Genomic DNA, 23,866 nt, shown 5'->3' with positions numbered 1-23,866 from the left:
CCGGCTAGTACTGCTAAACAGGCTTATTCTTCCAGAAAGCGGCTGTCAATCTGTTTATTTGCCTTGGCCCCGAGTGCTTTTAGATTTTCTATCTTCCGCGTGACGTTCCCCGCGCCGGTCGATAGCTTCTTCATAGCATCCTCGTGTTTTTCTGCCGCACGCTTCAGGTAGATGTCGATCTGTTGCATATCTGTTAGAAAGCCCACAAACTTGTCATAGAGGGCTCCTGCTTCCTTAGCGATCTCCAGGACATTTCTGTTCTGTCGCTCCTGAACCCATATGCTGGCAATGGTACGCAAGGTGGCCAACAAGGTGGATGGGCTAACGATAACGACACGCCTGTCCCACGCGTCGGCAAATAAGTCCGGTTTCTCCTTCACAGCCACACTTAGCGCCGATTCAATCGGAATAAACAGTAGGACGAAATCCGGAGAGTGAATACCATAAAGGTCTTGGTAGTTCTTTGACGACAGTTCGCGGACGTGACCTTCTATGGATTGCACATGCTGCCGGAGTAGCGGCAACTGCTGCTCCCTATCTTCTTCGTTTACCCACCGCTCATACGCGGTTAGAGAGACCTTGGCATCGACGACAAGGTGTTTATTTTCCGGCAGCAAAATAATAGCGTCAGGGATCTTTCGCAAGTCGTCTTCCCGGAAAACCGACTGTAAGCGGTATTCCTGATCTTTAACCAGCCCTGAGCGCTCTAACACGCGCTCCAGAATAATCTCGCCCCAGTTGCCTTGCTTCTTAGTGTCCCCCTTTAAAGCTCTTGTCAGGTTGTTGGCCTCATTTTTTATTAGAGCACTTTGTTGCATAAGCTGCTCCACAACCCCTTTGAGCACATTTCTCTCGGCAGCCTCCTGCTGGTACGTGCGTTCAACCTTTTCCTCGAAAGTCTTAATTTTTTCCTGGAGTGGTGTCAGGATTTGGTCCATTTGACGTTGGTTAACAGCCGTAAACTTCTCGGTCTTCTCATCGAGGATCCGGTTGGCTATGTGCTGAAATTCCAGATGAAACTGTTCTCTCATCTGCACGATCTCTTCCTGTTGCACCTGAAATTTTTCCTGTTGCGCCTGCAGAAAAGCATTGGTACTTTCTAACGTCCGCTCTAGGGCGCCACGTTCGCTCCTCTCTTTTTCCAAGGACCTACTCAAGTCATCTTTTGCTTCGGCAAGCAGGCGCTCGCGCTCAAGCGAACGGGCGAGGTCCAGCTGAGCAGCATTTCTTTCCGCCGTTACCTCATCAAGCACGGCGCGGCTTACGCCCCGCGCGTTGTTGCGCACCAGCACAATGATAACCACCAGCAATACCGCGATAACGATAATAAACAATATTTCCATATGTTACAAACTTCATACGCCCGGGAGAACGCCCTCCCCGGCACTGCGGCTTAAAGGCCGGCTTAATCCAGAATCTGCGTTAGCTCATAAACTGGGAAGGAGAGTGCTCCTTTCACACTCCAGCCATAGCGCAGTCATGCCCCGTATGACTCATTCCCCATTTTGTGCCTGCTGTGAATCTTTGCCGGTCGTTTTAACCGGCATCTGATTTTATATTTAGCAGCTTGTTGTTTTATAGCTCTGCGGCAACGGAGAACAAAAAAACGTCGGCCCGCGCATTCCGAACGGTTCAGTTATAATTATTGTAGCTTCTGATGGGTCTTCCACCACAGGTCGGGCATATCACCGCTGACAGCTTGCTGATAATCTTCATATCTGCACGGAACCCAGTAATACCGTTCGTTTACAGATTTCGATCCAAAATAAGGCACCTGCATCCACCAGCGGTCAGACTTTTTACTTTTCACAAATACCAACTCGTAGTCGTCATTCTCCAAAGTTGTTCTATATATAATATAGGCCGACTTCGGCACAAGGGGAGCGTCGTTCTTTCGATTATAGTATCCATCTACGAAGCACCAGATCATCTGCGCAGCTAAGCTCGCCGTATGTCCCATTGGATCGAAGGTCGGATTGTACTCGTAGAACCCTATTGACGTACATTTGTCTGACATCCCCGCATAGCGCGCCAACTGACAGGCTTCATCACCATAAAGCCCGTTGGGATTGGCATTCGCGTTTCCCGGAGCTTCCGAAGCTCGTATAGCACCAATGTCAAAACTAACCATATCTGCTGCCCGAATCAGTGGCTCCGCCTGATCCAGCTTACCAGCCATCATACCTATACGCATGGCACTGAAAAACAACTTGTCATACATATTGATAGATTCCTTGCTCACGAGATAAGTCTGATACGCCAGATTACTCAAGTTAAATAAGTAGTCTGGTTGATGCAAAATGATGTGATTCAGATAAGTCTGAGAGTTCAATTCGGTGTCCTCAGCATTGTCCTGATCCAGATCAAACCTAGCATCGATTACAGCAACTTCCACACGCTGCTCCAGCCCCTCGTATGCTGTGTATTGCGCGTAAGTTAAATCTTGCCCACCACCGATGACAATAGGCAGGATGTCCTGCTTGACCAGTTCTTCTATCACGGTACGCAATGCAACATAGGTATCTCTTACGCTCGCGCCGGCCTGAATGTTCCCCAGATCCGCTATCCGCACCTGATAATCCCCGTGGTATAAGTTGTACAGATACCTTCGGATAGCATCCGGCGCTTTCCTTGTCCCCGCATTATTCACGGCCCCGCGTTCTTCTTCAACGCCAATCAGTGCGATCTGCGGCTTCCGGGTCGGATCCTCCATATCTGGAAAAGACGTTTCATACGCATCGATAACCTTACCAAACTGGGTATTGTAGAAATCAGATCCTGAACAGAACGTACGCGTAGATAGAGGAGTAAAAAAATCAGCTAAAGACATAGAACTAGAGATTATGAATACAAAAAACAGAAACAATGTACTGAGTATTTCGCAAATATGCATTTATTAAGCTATTTTTGGAAAGAGTAAGTTTTCAACAAATAGTTAGCAAGTGATATTAGTAACAGGCGGAACAGGGTTCTTAGGGTCTACATTGATCAAGTTTTTGGTTGACGGCGGAGCAGCCGTAATAGCCACAAAAAGAGAACAGTCGGCAATTCCGGAGATTCTTCGTTCGTCCTCGCTGGTCCAATGGGTGGATGCCGATATAACAGACTATTTTTCGCTCGCCGATTTGTTTGAAGGCGTCACTAAGGTATACCACTGTGCGGCAAAGATCTCCTATCAGAAAGAAGATTGGGCGTCGATGTTACACACCAACGTCGAAGGCACAAAGCATATTGTGAACCTCTGCCTGGAGCACGGGGCCCGGCTGGTGCACGTCAGCTCCATTGCGGCGCTGGGTGAAAGAAAAGCCAACGAGCTAATCTCTGAAAAGAATCAATGGGACGACGGCGCCGACAACTCAAAATACGCCCTCTCCAAATACGAAAGCGAAATGGAAGTGTGGCGCGGAATTGTAGAAGGTCTGGATGCCGTCATCGTAAATCCTTCGGTTATTATGGGAGTTGGCACAGGCAGGAAGGGCTCGGGTGTCATCTTTGAACTGGTGCAGAAGGGATTAAAAATATATCCCCCCGGAACCATCGGTGTCGTGGATGTCGAAGATGTGGCCCGCGTGATGATCATGCTGATGAACAATACGGAGATAACCGGAGAACGTTTCGTGCTAAATAGCGAAAACTTAAGCAACAAAAGCCTGTTGGAACGCGTCGCCATACTGCTGGAAAAACCCGCTCCACGTATAGAGGCTAAACCTTTTATGTTGGGCGCAGCATGGAGGATAGCGAAGCTTGTAGCCTTCATTAAAGGTACCCGCCCCACACTGACCAGGGAAACAGCTCAAGCTGCAGCCTCGAAGCTGGCTTATTCCAACAAAAAGATCACCGACACCACAGGATACATCTTTAAACCCGTTGATGTAACTTTGAAAGAAATGAGTCTACAATTTAAACCGTAATCATAACATCAAACTAAACCATCGTGAAGAACTATTACATCATTGATTTCGATAGCACATTTACACAAGTCGAAGCGCTGGATGAACTCGCCCGCATTTCTTTGGAAAACCACCCGGACAAAGACAAAATCTATAAACAAATTGAAGATTTTACAAATCTCGCAATGGAAGGCAAAATCTCGTTCCGCGAGAGCCTGTCGGGGCGGGTCAAGTTACTCAACGCCAATAAAACCCATCTCAATAAACTGGTAGCTCACCTTAAAAAGAAAGTGTCCCGCTCTTTTGAACGTAACAAGGAGTTCTTCAAGAAGAATGAAGATACGGCATGGATTGTATCAGGGGGATTTAAGGAGTTTATCACACCGGTCGTCACACCTTATCACATCAAAAAGGAAAATATATACGCCAACACGTTCAAATTTGACGAAGAAGGCAATATCATAGGTTACGATGAAAACAACCCGCTGTCGGACGAAGGCGGCAAAGTAAAGCTATTAAAAGAACTTAAACTCGACGGCCGTATCTATGGCATTGGCGACGGCTATTCCGACTTTCAGCTGAAAGAATCAGGACTCATCGAAAAGTTCTTTGCCTTCACCGAAAACATATCCAGAAAAAGTGTCACCGAAAAGGCGGATCATATTACCCCTAGCTTCGACGAGTTCTTGTATGTTAACGATCTTCCCCGCGCAATATCTTACCCCAAAAACAGAATCCTCTGTTTAATTGTTGGAGATGTGCCCGAAATTGCTGTCCACATTTTAAAGCGCGATGGATTCTCTGTCCGTGTTAAGGCTGCTTTTGAAGAAAAGTATACTAAAGATGTAGGACTCCTTCTACTCGCCGATGGAATATCCATAGACGAAGAACAATTAGCGCAGGCAGACAAGCTCAAAACTATTGGCTACCTGGGCGATGCCAAGGCACATATCAGTAAAAAAATCTGCACGGAAAAGGGTATTGTTGTCTTCGACGACAAAAAGAACAAAAAACGAAATGCGGAATTTATTCCACGGAGAATGGCAGATTTCATCAACAACGGCGACACCTACATGAGTAGAAACTTCCCGAACCTCATACTTCCACGCCTCACGAAAGCTCATCGCCTTCTTCACATCCACCGGAACGTACCGGGCGTCATGGCACAGATCAACAACGTTTACGCCGAAAACGAGATCAATATTATCTCTCAGTTTTTGATGACAAAAGGAGATATCGGATACGCCGTAACCGATATCCACACGGCCTACGATAAGAACGTTCTTAAACAATTAAAGCAGATCGACAATACGATTAAGTTCAGGATTTTATATAAATAGACAAGTGATATCCGACCTGAGATGGGAGATATACCCATCTCTTTACGCACTTAAAACCGATAGATCGATCGACCTGAAATGGGACAATGTCAGGCTGAGCACTTCGGCAGGCTCAGTACAGGCCCGTCGAAGCCCACACTGTCCGTACAGTTAGCGAAGCGGTCTCTACGGATCAGCCCATAAACGGGAGTCTCAGACTCCTATTTTATCGTAAGTTAAAACCGATAGACCGATGAGGGCGTTATCAGCTGATTTAACGGAATATCCCACGCGTCAACATCGTCGATCTTATCAACAGGATCAAAATAGGTGACACCAACCTTTATGCAGTCGGGCCGGCAGCGTACCAGAAAGCGGTCATAGAATCCCTTGCCATACCCTACCCTATTTCCTCTCTGGTCTGCGACCAGCAAGGGTACTAAAACGACGTCCAGCAATGATTCATCAACGCGCTCGCCATCTATGGGTTCAAGTATGCCCCATTTGTTTTCACACAGCAGCAGGTCTTTAGAGAAAAGAAAATTAGCCATAGAGAAGTCGGCAGAGCTCGAGCGGCTCACAACAATCTTGATATCCGGATATTGTTCCTGCAGCGTCTCCATAAAAGCCCACATATCCGGCTCCTTGTGCCGGACTATCGGCAGAAAGCAGTGTACGTATTCAACCCCTCTCCAATCCATCCTTAAAAGGTGGGAGAGAATACGCACATTGAACAATGAAATGTCGGCCGCCGTCATCGACATACGGACATCCCTGTAGTAAGCTCTTAATTCGCCTTTTGTCATTGCATCTCCGAAGCTAGGGTTGACATTAGCTCATGAACTGCAAGGAAATGCCTCTTCCATCCATATCAACGCGGCTGTCCAAAAGGCTGACGCCGTCGTTAGCCTTTTGGACAGAGCCGATTCATGCCTGTGTTGGATCACTCCCTTTCAGTTTACTTCCTAACGCAACTGCGGGTAAAAAAAACGGCCTTGCGCTGAGCAGCTAACAAGACCGAATAATCAACCTAAACCTAATATTGTTATTTAACACGTTCGATGTAATCGCCCGTCCGTGTATCAACCTTAACCTTATCGCCCTGATTGATAAAGAGCGGAACCCTGATCTCGACACCGGTCTCAACCGTTGCATTTTTCAATGCATTTGTAGATGTGTCTCCTTTTACCGCTGGTTCGGTATATGTTATTTCAAGTTCCACCGTCGTCGGTGCCTGCGCCATGATAGGCTCTTCACTTTCGAATGCGATAATGACATTCATACCCTCCTTTAAAAAGCGAGCGGTATCGCCAAACAACACTTTCGGAATATTAAACTGCTCGTAAGTATTGTTGTCCATCACTACAAAAAACTCGCCATCGTCGTACAAGTATTGGTAATCATTGGTTTCCACACGGGCAATCTCAACTTCCTCGTCCGTGCGAAAACGATATTCAACCAATTTCCCCGTACGCACGTTACGCATACGTGCCTGGTAAAATGCCCGCAGGTTACCCGGTGTACGATGTATGTATTCCTCTACAGAAACAAGCTCCCCATTAAAACGAAGTATATTTCCTGCTTTTACTTCAGATGCTTTTGACATAACAATCTTTTTGAATTTATTGACAAAACTACAAAATATACTGCTTTTTTTAAAATACGCGGCAGGCTCATCTTGAGCACCTGTTACCTCGCTCCTAATCCGCCTTTATACGACAGGATGTCGATATGCTCATCGCAAAAGCTATACTCCCTTTTCTGGTTGGAGCCTATAATCAAGAGTCTATCCGGTCCGATGGTTTCTTCGATCAACGCCTGATACCAAGCCTCACCTTCCACGTCCAGATTGGTCGTCGGTTCATCTAGAAGCACGATCGGGCAGTCGGAACAACAGGCCAGGGCCAGCTTTAAGCGCTGTTTCATGCCCGAGGAAAAAAAGCGGATCTCCTTGTCAGCAGAACGCTCCAATCCGGTTAACGTAAGCAACGCCTGAAAATCAAAACCTGCCAGATAAGATTTGAATTTGAAATGAAAGTTTACCATTTCGCGCAACGTAAACTCTTCGACCAGCTCCATATAAGGAGCCGCCACTGCCAGAAAAGAGTAAATAGCATCTATGGAAACAGTGTCGCCGCCCGGCGTTTTATAGACAAGCTGTCCTTCACTCGGCGTAAGAGCCGAGGAAAGTACCTTCAAAAACGTGGACTTCCCTGAACCATTCGGGCCCAAAATCGCATACTTCCGGCCATAGACAAAGCTATAGTTCATATGCCGGAAAATCCACTCTCTATTGTACCGCCTACCTAAGTCTAGTAAAGTTATACTCAATAATCCCTATATTAAAGTGTAGAAATCCGACCCTGATTAAATCCTTTGATGACGCCCCGATTGGAGTTTCGCACAAAGGATAGAATCTCATCCCGCAATTCTGTCGGCGCAAATTCCGCTTCGATTAGATCCAACGCTTTTGTCAGATTACGGTTTTGGACAAACAATACCCTATATATATCCTGAATCTCTGTAATTTGCTCAGCAGTAAACCCTCTTCGGCGCAGCCCGACTGAATTTATACCGGCGTATGATATAGGCTCGCGGGCAGCCTTGATAAAAGGAGGAACATCTTTACGTACCAACGTACCCCCTGTCACAAACGCATGTGAACCTATCTGGCAGAACTGGTGGACAGCGACCATACCCGCCAATACCACATAGTCGCCAACGGTAATATGTCCTGCCAGCGTGCTGGAGTTCGAGAAAATGCAGTTATCACCGACGATACAGTCGTGCGCTATATGACTATATGCCTGAATAAGACAATTCTTCCCTATCACGGTTTTATAGCGGTCTTTCGTACCCCTGTTGATAGTTACACATTCGCGGATTGTCGTGTTATCGCCGATCTCGGCCGTCGTAACCTCTCCTTCGAATTTCAGATCCTGGGGCTCTCCCGAGATTACGGCACCGGGAAATATTTTACAATTTTTCCCAATACGTGCTCCATTCATGATAGTCACGTTGGAGCCTATCCACGTTCCCTCCCCAATTTCAACATCCTTATAAATCGTAGAAAAGGGCTCAACGACCACATTCTGTGCGATTTTCGCTTCAGGATGTATGTATGATAACGGTTGTATCATATTAATTACCTTTTACTTTAACAATTTGAGCCATCAATTCGGCTTCACTCACTACTTTGTCTCCTACCATCCCGATACCCTTCATTCGGGCGATACCACGGCGAATAGGTTCAAGCAACTCACAGTTGAAGATGATGGTATCTCCCGGCGTCACTTGGTTCTTAAAACGAGCGTTTTCTATTTTTAGGAACAGCGTAAGCCAATTTTCTGGATCAGGCACCGTATTTAACACTAAAATACCACCTGTCTGCGCCATTGCTTCAATTTGTAAAACGCCCGGAAACACCGGAGCGCCCGGAAAATGTCCCATAAACAGATCTTCATTCATGGTTACGTTCTTTAGCCCTACCACATGTGTTTCCGAAAGTTCAAGAATCTTGTCAACCATGAGCATCGGCTGACGGTGCGGCAATATCTTCATGATCTGCACCGTATCGTATACCGGCGGCATATTTGGATCGTACACCTTCATGTTCTTTCGGTTTTTGTCTCGCTTGATCTGCGCTTTAATTTTTTTCGCAAAGGCAGCATTTGCGGCGTGTCCCGGACGCGCCGCCATAATATGGCCTTTTAAAGGGCGTCCGACAAGCGCCAGATCACCGATCATGTCCAGCAATTTATGTCGGGCCGGCTCATTTTGGTAGCGTAGCTGAATATTGTTTAATATACCCTCGCTAGCCACATCCACCGACTTGTTGAACAGTCCGGACAGCTTATCCAGCTCTGCTTTGCTAACCTCCTTGTCAACAATGACAATGGCATTGGATAAATCTCCGCCCTTAATCAGATTGTGATTGAGCAAACTCTCCAATTCATGAAGAAAACAGAATGTGCGGGACCCGGCGATCTCGTTGGTGAACTCCGAAATGTTGCTGATGGAGGCGTGCTGACTTCCCAGCACCGGAGAGTTGAAGTCGATCATGCACGTTAAACGATACCCATCTAGGGGCATTGCTATAATCTCGACCTTACGCTCTTTTTCCACATACGATATATTATCTTTAATCTCGTAATAATCTCTATCTGCGTCCTGGTCGACGAACCCCGCTTCGCGAAGCTTCTCTACATAGATTTTGGAGCTCCCATCTAAAATGGGGACCTCCGGTCCGTCAATCTCTATAAGAACATTATCGACCTGCAGCCCGACCAAAGCTGCCATTAAATGTTCGATCGTACTGATAGAAGCCCCATTCTGAGAAATTGTCGTTCCCCGCGAAGTATCGGATACGTTGTCCGCATCGACGGCAACCACTGGAGCGCCATCGAGATCGACCCGCTTGAATTTATACCAATGAAATTCCGGTGCAGGCTTGATCGTCATATTCACAGCTTTTCCTGTGTGCAAACCAATACCCGAAATAGAGATTTCAGACTGTATAGTCCTCTGTTTTACATTCATACCCAACATCTATTTAGCAAATTTATCGAGTTTCGTCTTTTATTTCTTTCAATTGGGCCTCCAGCTCCGCGATACGCTTTTCTAACGACGGAAGCTTCGCATAAATTACGTGCGAGCGCAGGTTGCTGCTGTAAGGCATCGCCGGAGTTCCACCCCACTTTTTATTTTCCTGATCAATAGATCGATTAATCCCTGACTGCGCCTGTACCTGCGACCCGGCAGCCACCTGGATATGCCCGACAATACCTACCTGCCCACCTAAAACCACATGCTCGCCGATCTTCGTGCTTCCCGAAATTCCGGTCTGTGCCGCCGCTACCGTATGCTTGCCGATTTCTACATTATGCGCAATCTGGATAAGGTTATCCAGCTTCACGCCTTGACGGATGACAGTCGATCCCAATGTCGCCCGGTCGATTGCCGTATTGGCACCGATCTCGACATCATCTTCGATCACCACATTTCCGATCTGCGGAACTTTGCTGTACGTTCCATCCCTTTGTGGAGCGAAGCCAAAACCGTCGCTTCCGATTACCGTGCCACTGTGCACGACCACCCGCTTTCCTAGTTTACAGTCATAATATATCTTAACCCCCGGATGCAACGTGCAGTCGTCGCCAATAGTAACACCGTCGCCGATATAAACCTGCGGGTATATAGTTACATTATTGCCTATTGTGACATCTCTTCCAACATAGGAAAAAGCACCTATGGAGAAATTTTCACCGACAACGACAGATTCATGGACAAAGGAAGGCTCCTCGATCCCGCTCCGGTCGTTTCTCAACTGATGATAGACATGAAGTAATTCAGAAAAAGCAGAATAAGCATCCTTAACACGTATTAAGCTAGCCTCTACAGGCTTTAAAAGCTGCAGATCTTCATTGACAATGACAACAGATGCCTTAGTTTGATAAAGAAAATGTTCGTATTTTGGATTTGACAAGAATGCTAATGCGCCCTTACCCCCCTCTTCTATCTTTGCCAACTGATTTACAACGACATCCGAATCTCCTTCGACATACCCGTTCAATAATGTTGCTATTTGGTTTGCAGTAAATTGCATCTTACAAATGTATACTTTTTCTTAATTATTTCTTACCAAATTATTAACCTTCATATAACGGAAACCCCACCTCCTTGGGATACGAAATCGCAAATTTTTCTACGCGCTTAGCCAGTGCTTCCAAATTGGACAGGTCGGATGCTTCGGTAATATCTTGTATCTCACCCAGTTTATTAACGATCTTGATGTTGTTCTTTTTCGCATCGTACGCACTGTTCTGAATAACCTGCGTGTAAACGAAATAGTCTACCTCGCTATCATTTAGGCGGAAGTGTTCCTTGACTTTGCCGCGCACAGTAGCTACTTCTGCTTCCGTAAACGGCCTATTCCTCAACTCTGTGCGCAAGAGGTCTCTATTCATCAACTTCCGGCACAACGTTCTCAATATCTTATCCTCTGCATATACCCACTCCTTCAGGGCCGACATAATATCGGTATCATCTAGGCGCGTAAACCACATTAAATGAGCCCGATCTTCTAAAAAATTATGAATATCAATCTTGTTCACCAGAAAATGGCGCAGTGCTGACGTAGCAAACAACGGATGCCCCTGCCCGCTCAGCTCTTTGGCCCGATATAGAATCTTTATCAGCATCTGCTCCGCTCCGATAACGGTCTTATGCAGATACACCTGCCAATACATGAGTCGACGGGCAATCAGGAACTTCTCAACAGAATAGATGCCTTTTGCTTCCACCACCAGTTCGCCCTGCTCCACATTAAGCATCTTGATAATACGGTCAAAAGAAATAACCCCTTCCGACACACCGGTGAAAAAGCTATCACGGTTCAGGTAATCCATACGGTCGGTATCCAGCTGACTGGAAACCAGCTGGTGGAAAAATTTTCGCGGATACCGGTCGTTGAAAATGGTGATGGCCAACGATAGCCGTCCACCGAACTCTTCGTTTAAACGGTCCATCAATAAGGACGATATCATCTCGTGCGAGACCCCCTCAATAAGCGTATGCTCTAACGAATGGGAAAAAGGCCCGTGACCGATATCGTGTAGAAGAATGGCCGCCAAAACAGCTTCCTCCTCTTCCTGAGAGATTTCAACGTCCTTACTTCGAAGCGTATCGACGGCCAGACACGTCAGATGCATTGCACCGATAACATGCTGAAACCGCGTGTGCAGCGCTCCCGGGTACACCAGATGCGTCATGCTAACCTGCTTAATAAAGCGCAACCGCTGGATAAAGGGATGTTGGATCAGATCAAAAATGAAAGCCGACGGGATGCTTACAAATCCGTACACAGGGTCATTTATTATCTTCTTCTTGTTCAACTTGCAGCTGCTTTTTTTTAATTATCATCGTTAAAATTCCACTGCCCGAATTTTTCGGAAGTAGATGATATTTCGATAATCTGCTTTAAACGCCAATAGTAATGGGCATTACAATTGCATATAAACGCAAATTTATCTAAGTTTGAGACAAGAACTAAATGTTCAGAACCATGCAGCATTGGCCGTTAAACGACCTGCAGATATTCCACACTGTTTAAACGGGTCCGCTGGCCTAATATTTCAGCAATTGACGCCAATGTCGCCTGTTCAACCCGTTAACGTTTTTGACTTGTCTAAATTAAACGCAAAGATAAGGAGAATGAAGTTAATTAATGTTAAAAATCAGGCGACAATCTACCGCTTTGACTATTTTGTTGCGAGATTCAAACCGAAAATGCTCCGTCTGTTGTTTTTACAACACAATGCCTTATAACACTACTAAACTAGAATTACATGACACACAAAATACATATACTTTGGGCGGACGATGAAATTGAGTTTTTGCGTCCACATATTCTGTTACTGGAAGAAAGGGGATATAAAGTAAAAACCGTCAACAATGGAAACGACGCGGTCGAGGCCTTTCAAAGTGAACCTTTCGACCTTGTTTTCCTTGATGAGAATATGCCGGGCAAAACGGGGTTGGAAACGCTAGCCATCTTAAAGACCATCAACCCAACCATCCCCACCGTATTGGTAACAAAAAATGAGGAAGAACATCTCATGGAGGATGCCATAGGCTCCAAGATAGACGACTACCTGATCAAGCCCGTAAACCCTAAACAGATACTGTTGACCATAAAAAAGTTTACCGAAAACAAACGCCTTGTCAGCGAGAAAACCTCCATGGCCTACCAACAGGAGTTTAGGAACCTGGGCATGACCATTAATGACGATCTGGATCACCGGCAGTGGGTAGACGCCTATAAAAAGCTTATCTACTGGGAACTTTCTCTCCAGAAGCTGGAAGACGCAGGCATGCACGAAATACTGACCATGCAAAAAGCAGATGCCAACACGCTCTTCTCTAAATTCGTCGAGAAAAATTACCTCTCCTGGATACAAAACAAAACGGAAGGGCCAATTCAGTCTCATCAGCTGTTCAAGAAAAAAGTGTTTCCCTCGCTGCAGGCTGAACAGCCGACATTCTTCTTTCTTATCGACAACTTACGTTACGATCAATGGAAGGTGATAAACGAGATCATTACAGACTACTATAGACTGGAAGAAGAAGATGCCTACTACAGCATCTTACCGACCGCAACACAATACGCGAGAAACGCCATCTTCAGTGGCCTCACCCCACTGGAAATGGAAAAGAGATTCCCTAATATGTGGCAGAATGACGATGAAGAAGGAGGTAAAAATTTATATGAAGATAAATTCCTGGCCGACCAGATCAGCCGGATATACCGCAGAGACATCAAACACTCGTACCACAAAATCCTTACGCTGGATCAAGGCAAAGACATTTTGGACTCGTTAAACAACTTAATGCAAAACGACCTCAACGTTCTGGTATACAACTTTGTTGATATGCTGTCACACGCCCGCACCGACATGGCTATGATACGTGAGCTGGCCAACAACGAGAGTGCCTACCGCTCCCTCACGCTCTCCTGGTTTGAGCACTCCCCCCTTCTCGACACGCTAAAATGGCTGGCGCAGCGTCATGTACGCGTTATTATCACAACAGATCACGGCACAATACGTGTGAAAAAGCCGAGTAAAATTGTCGGAGACAGAAATACCAACACCAATCTGCGCTACAAACAGGGAAAAAACCTTAATTACAACGGAAAAGAGGTCTTTATCATCAAGAACCCGCACGAAGCACAACTACCAAAACTACACGTCAGTTCAACGTTCGTTTTTTCGAAAGACGACTACTATTTTGTTTATCCAAACAACTACAACCACTTTGTCAACTATTATAATGGAACGTTCCAACACGGCGGAATATCACTGGAGGAAATGGTAATCCCCTATGCCGTGTACACGCCCAAGTAGGTGGAACCGCTGTCCGGAGCCGCAACTCGTTGCAAAAAAAAGACAAATTGCATAAGTTTGGATATGGAAATCACGATCAACAGCCTACAGGAGATAAACAGTGCTGCAGAAAAGATTCTGACAGGCTGTCCGCGGGACCGCATCTTTTTACTATACGGAACCATGGGCGCTGGAAAAACCACCCTCGTCAATGCACTTTGCCAACACCTGGGGGTAACGGAGCCCACTTCCAGCCCCACCTTCGCTATTGTCAATGAATATTTATCGCCGCACGGACCCGTATACCATTTTGATTTTTACCGGTTAAAAGACGAGGCCGAAGCTTACGACCTCGGCTATGAAGAGTATTTTTATGCCAATGCATACTGCTTCGTGGAATGGCCAGAGAGAATTCCCAACCTCCTCCCCCCAGACGCCCGGACTATTACCATCGACGTCCTGTCTCCCGAAAGTAGACACATCGTGGTAAAATAATTTCCACCGCGTGCAACCTTTGTTCTCGCCTTCTCGTCTTCCTTATAAAAGACTAATTAACCTTGGAAAAGAATAGCTTGGATATCCTATGGGAAAAGTGCCTAACCGGCGACCGAAAGGCGCAGTTTCAGCTTTATCAGCTGTTTTCCAAGAAGATGTTCGCCGTATGTCTGCGCTACGCACAGCATCAGCTGGAGGCGCAGGATATATTGCAGACAGGGTTTATAAAAGTCTTTAGCAAAGGAGAGCTGTACCGCGGGCAAGGATCGCTCGAAGGCTGGATACGCCGGATTATAGTAAACACCGCGATCGAAACACACCGGAGAAACAGCGTGAATTTTATTGCCCCTATCGAACCGAAACATGAGGATATAGCGGCTCAATATACAATTCAGGACGACCTGCAATACCAAGATCTGTTGGCAGTGGTCAAGAACCTGCCCGTGGGATACCGGACAATCTTTAACCTGTACGCCATCGAAGGGTATAGCCACCGCGAGATTGCAGATATGCTGTGCATTTCGGAGGGCAACTCCAAATCGCAGCTGTCGCGGGCCAGGCAGTGGTTGAAAGAAAAATTATTAAACATGGAGGAGGCAAAACGATGAACGATAAGCAACTCGACAAATTATTCCGGGACTCGCTGGAGCACGCGGAAGCGACACCGCCGGACGGCATCTGGAAAAACATCGACGCCCAGCTCGGCAAGAGGCGTAACACACCGCTAAAGCGGATGTATTCCTGGCGCGGCGCTGCCGCCATTGCGCTCTGCATGCTGACAGGCCTACTGTGCTACCGTGTATTGCAACCGGAACACGAAATACAGACGGCCAGAGTCGGACATATCGAACGCCCCCACAACGACACACAGCCGATAACCGCTCCGGCAGAAAACAGTCAGACTGAGCAGCTGCCTCAGCCCCAGGCCACCACCGTTCTGCAGCGTCCCTCCCTTCCGCCACCTCCAAAAAAGAGGAACGCACCGGTCGGAAAATCGCCCGGCAGTGAACCTCTTCGCCTATCTGAGTTGGCCTTAGCCAGCCTATCGCTCAGCGACAAGGCAGACAGCGTGCCAGCCCGCCTGCCGACTCATCGGGTAGTAGAAATTGGTCCAATTCAGCCACTTGTCGAAAATCCAGAAGAGGAGGATGCGATGCTGGCAGGAAGCCGCCCACCCGAACGGGGACTGGTAACGACGCTACTGAACAAGGTGACGGAGATAGTGAACCCGGACGACAGTAAAACAATACATTTTAGTAAAGACGAAGAAGGATCCTTCCGGGTCGACATATATCACTCATTAGTAAAAAACAAAAGAAAAAGAAGATAACCATGATGAAAAAAAGAATTGGCGGCTACCTTTGGCCGATAGTAGCACTGTGTTTAATTTCAGCGAATACAGCCCACGCTCAACACACCCCAGCAGACACAACAGAAGACAGCAAAATGGATTTCTCACCGACACTCGGAAAGAAAGACTACGATGACCGAGGGGAGGAAATCAGGTATCCCCGTGTCTTCGGCGGACTAACGTTTACCCGCATTGACTGGGGTTTTTCAAGACTTATCGACGACGGCAGCTTTAATCTCTCTCCCGATAACCAATATCTAGATTACAAAAAGGCGTCCAACTTCGGTTTCGATATCGCACAGATTGGACTACGTTTTAACGACCAGTTCAAAATGTATCTGTCTACCGGATTCGAGTGGAACTATCTGCGGCTGAAAAACGATATTATCTTTGACCAGGATGGGCCTACCTTGAGCTACAGCGAATCGGATATCAACTATAAAAAGAATATCCTGACTTCCACCTATCTGCGTGTTCCTCTTAGCTTCGAATTCAGAACCAGAAAAAATAAACATGGGGAGCGCGCTAAAATAGCCTTCGGCGCCATGACCGGAATCCTTCTAAAGGGAACACAACGCTTAAAAAGCGAGGAGCTGGGCAAGCAAAAATATAGAGACAACTATCATCTCGCAAGCTTCCAATATGGGCTCTTCGCAAGAGTGGGCTTCGGCGCGATGGGCGTTTTTACAAAATACTACCTGAACGACATGTTTGAGAACACACCCACGGCAGCGAACGTAAATAATTTCACATTCGGCCTCACCTTGGGATTCTAGGTAATCGCCGGTACACATTGTAAATGTCCGTTTGGAACAAAGCCGTTGAGGAGGAAAACACAGGGCAGGAATAACCTGGATTTCCAGGGATACCGGACAGACAGGGCCTTCTACACGGCACCTACTCTTGATAACGCATGGCGCCCTCGCTATCACTGTGGACATGTCCGATAGTAGCATCGGTTAAAATATAAATGCGTACTTTTGTGCCGTGCATAGTGTACGGCACTTTTATTTTATGGCAAAACAAACTTCTTCATGTCAATATCTGCCGACGGATCAACAGAAACTCGGAATCCCGCTCATTTATGGAGAAAATGTATCGCACGTCTTTGAAGCAAAAGAACAGGTTACCGCTGTAGATCATGTAGCGTTCGGCATTGCAGAAAGAAACATAACTGCTATTATTGGCGAATCCGGAAGTGGAAAGAGCACACTGCTGAAGCTCATCTACGGGCTTCTCGAGCCGTCATCCGGCGAGATACGTTACCGCGGGTGGCTAGTTCCTACCCGGAAGGACAAGCTTATCCCAGGGCACGACGCCATGAAGCTCGTTTCGCAGGGCTTTGACGACCTTAACCTCTACGCAAAAGTCTGGGACAACATTGCTTCACAATTGCCTAACACCAACTTGGAACGCAAAGCATCCCGAACACAGGAAACGTTACAAAAGCTAAAAATTGACCACCTGGCCCAACAACGTGTCGCCGATCTGAGCGGAGGCGAAAAGCAACGCGTGGCAATCGCCCGCGCATTAATAAACGAGCCTGAGGTGTTGCTGATGGACGAACCTTTCAATCAGGTCGACGCCGCCTTCAGGGACGCATTACAGCAAGATATAAGACATATCGTAGACGAAACAGGGCTTACTATTCTTCTCGTGTCGCATGACCCGACCGAAGTACTTGCCCTGGCAGACGAACTCATTGTCATGAAGGGGGCGAAGATTATCGAACAGGGGCCTCCGCAGCAATTATATTATGAACCTGCCCACAGTTATACGGCGCAATTGCTTGCAAAAAGCAATATCCTTTCCGTAGACCAGGCATCGTCATTAGGCATCAACGTCTCCTCTCCCATCGCCATCCATCAAGAAGATATTGCCTTTGAGGAGCATCCCCAAGGAACATTCTCCGTTACGGACATTCGCTTCCGTGGGTTCTACAAAGAGCTTGTCCTAGCGGACGGTCAGCTTTCTTTACACGCCATCCAACATCCATCAAAAAACCTCCGCATAGGCGACAAAGTCAACATAAGTATTCGACGCCATATCGTGTTTGATTAACCGACCGAACGTATGAATATGTGTACGATTAAAAAAGATCTCGTGGAGGTCTTAACCTATACGTATCCAACGCAGGTTACTATTCTTTTTCCAGTTTGGAGGCGATAAGAGAAACCAACGACGAAAATTCCTCTGGCTCATAGCCGATGGACTGATATATAATTTTTCCATCTTTATCTACAAGAACGTTCCGCGGGATCTGGGAGTCCGCAAACAAGCTAAAGACGCCACGGTTCAGATCCGGATAGATCGGAAACGTGTATCCCTTGTCCCGGATAAAAGGGTCAAGCTTGTCCCATCCTTCCTCCCGCGCCAGTACCATCACCGTGAAGTCCGCTCTTCCACCCCACTTTTGCCAAATTTCCTCCTGTAAACGGGGCAACTCCTGCCGGCAAGGAGGACACCATGTTGCAAAAAAATTGATCAATACAAGCTTACCCCGTAGCGATTGTGCATTGATCTTCTGCCCCTGTTTATTCTCGACCACGAAGTCCGGGACCGTCGCATGAAGCGGCTGCTTCCACTCCTGGGCAGCGGCAAGGCCCATGCTGAGTACCAACGCTAATACACTTATAATGCTCTTCATTGTATTTCTGTTAACCATTCAAACATACGTGTGGACCACTTTCTGGGATCCTTCTTATTCACCAGCCCAAAACCGTGCCCGCCCCCCTCATAGAAAAACAATTCACTCTTAAGGGACTGCCTGTCTAACGCTTCCTTATACCGCTGAGCATTTGCAATGGGCACCACTTTGTCGTCTTCCGCGTGTACAATAAACGTTGCAGGGGTCTTCGCTGACACCTGCTGTTCCAGAGAAAAATAGTTCAGGTCTTCGTCAGATGCTTGTGCGCCAATGAGGTTGGTCTTCGACCCACGATGCGTTATTTCATCGTCCATCGATATGACGGGATATATCAACACAGAAAAGTCCGGCCTTAAGTCCGTTTTTTTCGGATTATCAATTTTCACATCATCGTAATGGTTGGACAGCGAAGCAGCCAAGTGCCCTCCGGCGGAGAACCCGATAACGCCGACCTTCTGAAAGGTGTACTGCTCCCGTATATATTGCATACCCCGTTGGGCATCCTGCAAAGGCCCAAACTTCCGCTGCTTCATCGTTTCGTCTTTAGGCAGACGGTAATACAAAACAAAAGCACTATAGCCTTGTCTATTAAACTCCTTCGCTACCTCGTGGCCCTCATGCCCGATGGCGACATGTGCATATCCCCCGCCGGGAATGACCAATACAGCCCGCTCCGCGCCCGGGATCTCATATTTATACAACACAGGGATATCCTCCTCTCCCAATGCATCCATAGGCTTATTCAGGTTGGGAATTTCCGCGTATAACGCCACTTTCTCCTGAGCCAGCGTGTAGTAGTTTAAAAACAAAACAGACGATAATATAAGGTAAACAATTTTCATGACTACTGATTTGCGACAATTATAAGGTCAAGGTCTTTCGACGGCAAATTAAACTTCTCCGCGATATCTTTATTGGTCAACATACCTTGGTACAGGTAGATTGCGCTTCTGATACACTTGTCGGCCCAAATCATGTTGTTCATACCTCCGCACTCGCCTATCTGTACCAATAACGGCGTTAATATGTTAGTCAGTGCGTAGGTGGCCGTACGCGCCACACGCGATGCAATGTTAGGCACACAATAATGAATGACGTCGTATTTACGAAATACGGGCTTATCGTGCGTGGTGACTTCCGACGTTTCGAAGCACCCCCCTTGGTCAATACTCACATCGATCAGCACGGAGTTGGGCTTCATTCTGGAGACTGTTTCTTCCGAAATTATACACGGCGAGCGTCCGTTTGTCGCCCTGACGGCACCGATGACGACATCTGAAGATCGAACAGCCTTGTTTAAAACGATCGGCTGCATCACGGAAGTGAACACCCGGCTTCCCACATTATTCTGTAGCCGTCGCAAACGATAAACCGAGCTATCGAATACCTTCACCTGAGCGCCTAATGCGATCGCCGTACGGGCAGCATATTCGCCAACCGTTCCCGCGCCGATAATTACCATCTCGGTCGGTGGAACGCCCGTCACTCCCCCCAACATCAGTCCTTTTCCATCGAAAACATTACTTAAGTATTCTGCCGCGATTAGCACCGACGTGGCGCCCACAATTTCACTCATTGCACGGACGACCGTTAAATGCCCCCCTTCGTCTTTCAGGTATTCATACGACAGCGCTGTAATCTGCTTTCGCATAAGCGCCTGCAACACCTTCAAATTCATGAGAGAAGGTTGGTGTGAAGATAGAAGCACCTGCTTTTGTCTCATCATTCCCACCTCCTCTAAGGTCGGGCTTGCTATCTTTATGACAATATCACACTGAAAGATCTCCTGCTTATCACTGCTGATCCGCGCTCCTTGTTCACTGTAATGCCTATCCAAAAAGTTCGACGCTTCGCCAGCTCCGGATTCTATAACCACATCGTGCCCATACTCCACCAATAGCGCGACAGAAAGAGGAGTCAAAGGGATCCTTTTCTCCTGAAAAGAGATCTCTTTAGGAACGCCTATCCTCAGCGCATGCCGGCCCTTTCCTACGCTGGCCAAGGATTCCTGAGGCTGGTAGACAGCCGTCTGTGCAATTTTTGATATGTCATTCATGCTGCATCGATCACATTCATTTTTTAAACTAGTGAATTTAAAGATTATTATTGATATTTCTGGACTATGATGAACAAATCCATTTTTTTTACATAAATTTAGAGTCTGTTTAGATTGTATTGGAAGAACTTTTATAGAATGTTTTGAGCGGGACAAGGCCGTTTCTTACGAAGTCCGGAAGCAGTCTGGAGACCAATTTAGCAGGGTCCAAGCCAAAAGAGACATAAAAAATAATTGAATAACTTTTAAACAGACTTGTAGTGTAAAATAGTGTTGATGCAGAAATTTCCGTTTTTTAACCAAATGGGTATAGTTCCCAGATGGACTATTTTTATCTTTGACCTAGCCATCGCAGCCATAGCCTTTATTTGTGCTTACGCGGTATTTTATTCCTTTAACTTAAACGCCTTCGCGCGGCCGCAGTTTGCGCTGGAGATTATCTATTGTCTTGGGGTCACTTCTTTTTCTTTTCTGGTTTTTAAGCTCTATTCAGGTATCGTGCGCTACACGAGTGCCGTAGACTCCATCCGCATACTTTCGACATTGCTATTCAACGTTATCATCCTTTTCGCAATAAAGCTTATCCTGATAGCGCTGCGAATACCGACGCTGATCCCCACTAACGTGATTATCATCTACAGCTTATTCGCGTTCACCGGACTAACCACGTACCGCACCTTGATCAAAATTTTCTTTCAATACAGCAAGACAAAAACCACGGAAAAGAAGAACATCGCCGTTTACGGTGCCGGCGACCTCGGTATCGCTGTTAAACGTACTTTCGATCACGACCTCAAATCGAATAAATTTATTGTAGCTTACCTGGACGACAACGACACAAAAATCGGCAAATATATCGACGGCGTTAAAATATACGATTCGAAAGACCTCGAACGCTTAATAGATAAGCTGGCTATTGACGAACTTATCTTTGCGTCGCATAACGTCAGTATAGAGAAGAAAGATACGGTGATCGACATCTGTCTGGAAAGAAAGGTTAACGTCCTGACGTTGCCCCCAGTCAGCGAAATTATCAATGGAACGGTCTCACCAAGTCAGATCAAGAAGGTAAAAATCGAAGATCTATTGGAACGGGCGCCCATAAAACTATCGCATGATAACATATCGGATCAGCTGGCGGGGAAACGCATCCTCGTTACCGGAGCGGCGGGATCGATCGGCAGCGAAATAGCTAAACAGCTAGGGCATTTTAATCCCCAGCTCATTATTCTCTGCGATCAGGCGGAGTCTCCGTTGCACAACCTGCACCTCGACCTTCAGGAGCGGTTCAAGAACCAAGCTTACCAGTCCTTCATCGCAGACGTAAAGAATGAAGAAAGGATGCGGACCTTGTTCGAGACCTTCAAACCACAATATGTATATCATGCCGCGGCTTACAAGCACGTCCCGATGATGGAAAATCATCCCATTGAAGGCGTACGTACAAACGTGCTGGGCACATATACACTCGCCAACCTCGCGGTTGAGTTTGACGTGCTGAAATTCGTCTTCGTATCGACGGATAAGGCCGTCAACCCGACGAACGTAATGGGCGCCACCAAACGGATTGCAGAAATGTACGTGCAGTCCCTCAACAATCATCTTATCGCACGCAACGAGGCCGCTACGCGTTTTATAACAACCCGCTTCGGCAACGTGCTGGGATCTAACGGGTCGGTTATTCCACGCTTCCGCGAACAGATAGAAAAAGGAGGCCCATTAACCGTTACCCATCCCGATATCACCCGCTATTTTATGACCATTCCCGAAGCCTGTCAACTCGTGATCGAGGCAGGGTGCATGGGAAAGGGTGGCGAGATATTCGTTTTCGACATGGGAAAATCAGTAAAAATTGTTGACCTCGCCGAAAAGATGATCAAACTATCCGGTCTCGTGCCTTACAAGGACATCGACATCAAGTTTACGGGCTTACGTCCGGGGGAAAAACTCTACGAAGAACTTTTAAACGACCTGGAAAATACGCTCCCGACCCACCATCAAAAGATTCTGATCGCCCAGGTACGCGAAAACAATTACGAGCTCGTGAGCGAACAGATTGTCCGTTTGTTTGACCAGACGAAATCAAACAGCAGCATGGACGTGGTCCGGCAGATGAAGGCAATCGTCCCCGAATTTAAAAGCCAGAATTCCATCTACGAACAGCTTGACAAAGAGATCCAAACGGCAACTGATTGATATAAAGCCGATATTTTTTACTTAAACTTGTAATAAAATTTTAAAAGTGTAATTTTGCGTTCCATATTTATTATACGATAATAACAGATGTCAAACACGAATGTAAATCCAACTGAGCCTAAAAAAACATCAGGTTCTTTTTTCCAGGACAACCAAAAAAGCATAACCTTCATCATTGGCGGTATCCTTGTCTTAATATTGCTGTATTGGGGTTATCAAAAACTATATCTAGCGCCGCGTGCAGAGAAAGCCGCAAATCAGATCTACAAAGCAGAGGAATATGCCATGATTGATTCGCTTCAGGCAAAAGCCATTAACGGCGATGGATCCTTCCTTGGCTTCAAGGAAATTGCAGAAGAATATTCCAACACAAAGTCGGCTAACATAGCTAACGCTTACCTTGGCGGCCTTTACCTTCGTCAGGGAAACTATCAGGAAGCAATCAAATACCTTCAAAAGTACTCGGATACAGGTAGCGACATCTTAGATCCATTGGTTACAGGCTTAATCGGGGATGCTTATTCGGAATCAAAAGATTACAAAAAGGCGGCCGACTATTATAAAAAAGCGGCTGATAAACGCAAAAACTCGTACACGACGCCCCTATTCTTAAAGAAACTCGGCTTGGTATATGAAGCGCTCGAAGACTTTAAGAGCGCAGAGCAGGTGTATCAGATCATCAAAACGGATTACCCGGAAAGTCCAGAAGCAAACATGATCGACGGACCGCTTGCACGGGTTCAGGCAAAGCAGTAACAGCATCTGCCTCCACCTGAAGGTGAATATAAAATCGATGAAAAAATCTATAGGCTGCTTGAGAAAAGCAGCCTTTTTTATTGCAACCGTTATCTTCTGTGGCCACCGAAAGTTGCCCACGTTCTTTATAACCTGTGTACGGCTATTCTTTAGGAGCTCCGAAATTCAATGCAATGCCAAGTAAGGCGCCTTCGAACAGGCCTATCGGAATAAGTCAAGCGAAGGCAACGCAGCCCGGCGCAGCTATAGGATTAGGGATTACTCAAGGTTTTAT

22 protein-coding genes are annotated in these 23,866 nt (G+C 46.6%); 10 read left to right on the top strand and 12 right to left on the bottom strand.

The window, feature by feature from the left end; all coding sequences use genetic code 11:
• Window positions 1-23: 23 nt before the first annotated feature.
• Complete coding sequence (locus BC792_RS15775; RefSeq protein ID WP_148909981.1) at window positions 24-1,343, bottom strand: DNA recombination protein RmuC; 1,320 nt, start codon at window positions 1,341-1,343, stop codon at window positions 24-26.
• A gap of 299 nt (window positions 1,344-1,642) precedes the next feature.
• Window positions 1,643-2,830 carry a formimidoylglutamase gene (locus BC792_RS15770; protein WP_148909980.1) on the bottom strand — a complete coding sequence of 396 codons (1,188 nt, stop codon included), beginning with the start codon at window positions 2,828-2,830 and terminating at the stop codon, window positions 1,643-1,645.
• Between the two features lie 112 nt (window positions 2,831-2,942).
• On the opposite strand from BC792_RS15770, the gene BC792_RS15765 reads away from it, so the two are divergent.
• Complete coding sequence (locus BC792_RS15765) at window positions 2,943-3,911, top strand: SDR family NAD(P)-dependent oxidoreductase (protein WP_148909979.1); 969 nt, start codon at window positions 2,943-2,945, stop codon at window positions 3,909-3,911.
• 23 nt (window positions 3,912-3,934) lie between these two features.
• Window positions 3,935-5,230, top strand: a complete 1,296-nt coding sequence (locus BC792_RS15760; protein ID WP_148909978.1) for an HAD-IB family phosphatase — start codon at window positions 3,935-3,937, stop codon at window positions 5,228-5,230.
• 215 nt (window positions 5,231-5,445) lie between these two features.
• Here the strand turns inward: BC792_RS15760 and BC792_RS15755 are convergent, their stop codons facing one another.
• The 7 genes from BC792_RS15755 to BC792_RS15725 all read right to left on the bottom strand — a co-directional run bounded on the left by BC792_RS15755 (window position 5,446) and on the right by BC792_RS15725 (window position 12,102).
• On the bottom strand, window positions 5,446-6,015 hold the full coding sequence (locus BC792_RS15755; protein ID WP_148909977.1) for a 5-formyltetrahydrofolate cyclo-ligase: 570 nt from the start codon (window positions 6,013-6,015) through the stop codon (window positions 5,446-5,448).
• A gap of 239 nt (window positions 6,016-6,254) precedes the next feature.
• Window positions 6,255-6,815 carry an elongation factor P gene (efp, locus tag BC792_RS15750; protein WP_148909976.1) on the bottom strand — a complete coding sequence of 187 codons (561 nt, stop codon included), beginning with the start codon at window positions 6,813-6,815 and terminating at the stop codon, window positions 6,255-6,257.
• Between the two features lie 83 nt (window positions 6,816-6,898).
• Window positions 6,899-7,540: an ABC transporter ATP-binding protein gene (locus BC792_RS15745; RefSeq protein WP_148909975.1), complete on the bottom strand. Its 642-nt coding sequence runs from the start codon at window positions 7,538-7,540 to the stop codon at window positions 6,899-6,901.
• 11 nt (window positions 7,541-7,551) lie between these two features.
• Window positions 7,552-8,349 carry an acyl-ACP--UDP-N-acetylglucosamine O-acyltransferase gene (lpxA, locus tag BC792_RS15740; RefSeq protein WP_148909974.1) on the bottom strand — a complete coding sequence of 266 codons (798 nt, stop codon included), beginning with the start codon at window positions 8,347-8,349 and terminating at the stop codon, window positions 7,552-7,554.
• 1 nt (window position 8,350) lies between these two features.
• Window positions 8,351-9,748 carry a bifunctional UDP-3-O-[3-hydroxymyristoyl] N-acetylglucosamine deacetylase/3-hydroxyacyl-ACP dehydratase gene (locus tag BC792_RS15735; RefSeq protein ID WP_211357560.1) on the bottom strand — a complete coding sequence of 466 codons (1,398 nt, stop codon included), beginning with the start codon at window positions 9,746-9,748 and terminating at the stop codon, window positions 8,351-8,353.
• A gap of 22 nt (window positions 9,749-9,770) precedes the next feature.
• Window positions 9,771-10,814, bottom strand: a complete 1,044-nt coding sequence (gene lpxD / locus BC792_RS15730; protein WP_148909972.1) for a UDP-3-O-(3-hydroxymyristoyl)glucosamine N-acyltransferase — start codon at window positions 10,812-10,814, stop codon at window positions 9,771-9,773.
• A gap of 43 nt (window positions 10,815-10,857) precedes the next feature.
• Entirely contained in the window at window positions 10,858-12,102 is a 1,245-nt protein-coding gene (locus BC792_RS15725; protein WP_148909971.1) for an HD domain-containing protein, read from the bottom strand.
• Between the two features lie 453 nt (window positions 12,103-12,555).
• Between BC792_RS15725 and porX the strand changes: the two genes are divergently transcribed.
• From porX to BC792_RS15695, 6 genes are all read left to right on the top strand, one after another.
• Window positions 12,556-14,112 carry a T9SS response regulator signal transducer PorX gene (porX, locus tag BC792_RS15720; RefSeq protein WP_148909970.1) on the top strand — a complete coding sequence of 519 codons (1,557 nt, stop codon included), beginning with the start codon at window positions 12,556-12,558 and terminating at the stop codon, window positions 14,110-14,112.
• A gap of 63 nt (window positions 14,113-14,175) precedes the next feature.
• A complete protein-coding gene (tsaE, locus tag BC792_RS15715; protein WP_148909969.1) occupies window positions 14,176-14,586 on the top strand; it encodes a tRNA (adenosine(37)-N6)-threonylcarbamoyltransferase complex ATPase subunit type 1 TsaE in 411 nt (136 codons plus the stop codon).
• Between the two features lie 62 nt (window positions 14,587-14,648).
• Window positions 14,649-15,194, top strand: coding sequence for an RNA polymerase sigma factor (locus tag BC792_RS15710; protein WP_148909968.1), 546 nt, complete (start codon window positions 14,649-14,651; stop codon window positions 15,192-15,194).
• Complete coding sequence (locus BC792_RS15705; RefSeq protein ID WP_148909967.1) at window positions 15,191-15,916, top strand: hypothetical protein; 726 nt, start codon at window positions 15,191-15,193, stop codon at window positions 15,914-15,916. The genes BC792_RS15710 and BC792_RS15705 overlap by 4 nt, the downstream gene beginning before the upstream one ends.
• Window positions 15,917-15,918: 2 nt before the next feature.
• Window positions 15,919-16,713, top strand: a complete 795-nt coding sequence (locus tag BC792_RS15700; protein WP_246155143.1) for an outer membrane beta-barrel protein — start codon at window positions 15,919-15,921, stop codon at window positions 16,711-16,713.
• Window positions 16,714-16,951: 238 nt separating this feature from the next.
• Window positions 16,952-17,998, top strand: coding sequence for an ABC transporter ATP-binding protein (locus tag BC792_RS15695; protein WP_148909966.1), 1,047 nt, complete (start codon window positions 16,952-16,954; stop codon window positions 17,996-17,998).
• 79 nt (window positions 17,999-18,077) lie between these two features.
• On the opposite strand, the gene BC792_RS15690 is transcribed toward BC792_RS15695, so the two are convergent.
• Genes BC792_RS15690 through BC792_RS15680 form a run of 3 tightly spaced genes read right to left on the bottom strand, consistent with a single transcriptional unit; the run spans window position 18,078 to window position 20,640 of the window.
• Window positions 18,078-18,584 (bottom strand): TlpA family protein disulfide reductase, encoded by a 507-nt coding sequence (locus BC792_RS15690; RefSeq protein WP_148909965.1) that lies wholly within the window; start codon window positions 18,582-18,584, stop codon window positions 18,078-18,080.
• Window positions 18,581-19,426, bottom strand: a complete 846-nt coding sequence (locus BC792_RS15685; RefSeq protein ID WP_148909964.1) for an alpha/beta hydrolase — start codon at window positions 19,424-19,426, stop codon at window positions 18,581-18,583. The genes BC792_RS15690 and BC792_RS15685 overlap by 4 nt, the downstream gene beginning before the upstream one ends.
• A gap of 2 nt (window positions 19,427-19,428) precedes the next feature.
• The gene (locus BC792_RS15680) at window positions 19,429-20,640 is read right to left on the bottom strand and encodes an alanine dehydrogenase (protein ID WP_148909963.1); all 1,212 of its coding nucleotides are present in this window, start codon (window positions 20,638-20,640) and stop codon (window positions 19,429-19,431) included.
• Window positions 20,641-20,916: 276 nt separating this feature from the next.
• Here BC792_RS15680 and BC792_RS15675 point away from each other — a divergent pair, with 276 nt between their 5' ends.
• Complete coding sequence (locus BC792_RS15675; RefSeq protein WP_148909962.1) at window positions 20,917-22,836, top strand: polysaccharide biosynthesis protein; 1,920 nt, start codon at window positions 20,917-20,919, stop codon at window positions 22,834-22,836.
• Window positions 22,837-22,923: 87 nt separating this feature from the next.
• Window positions 22,924-23,592: a tetratricopeptide repeat protein gene (locus BC792_RS15670; RefSeq protein ID WP_148909961.1), complete on the top strand. Its 669-nt coding sequence runs from the start codon at window positions 22,924-22,926 to the stop codon at window positions 23,590-23,592.
• Window positions 23,593-23,866: the final 274 nt, after the last annotated feature.

The organism is Sphingobacterium allocomposti (genome assembly GCF_008124885.1).
GTDB lineage: Bacteria > Bacteroidota > Bacteroidia > Sphingobacteriales > Sphingobacteriaceae > Sphingobacterium > Sphingobacterium allocomposti.
Note: the sequence above shows the minus strand (reverse complement) of the source record. Positions and strands in the feature narration are given on the sequence as shown.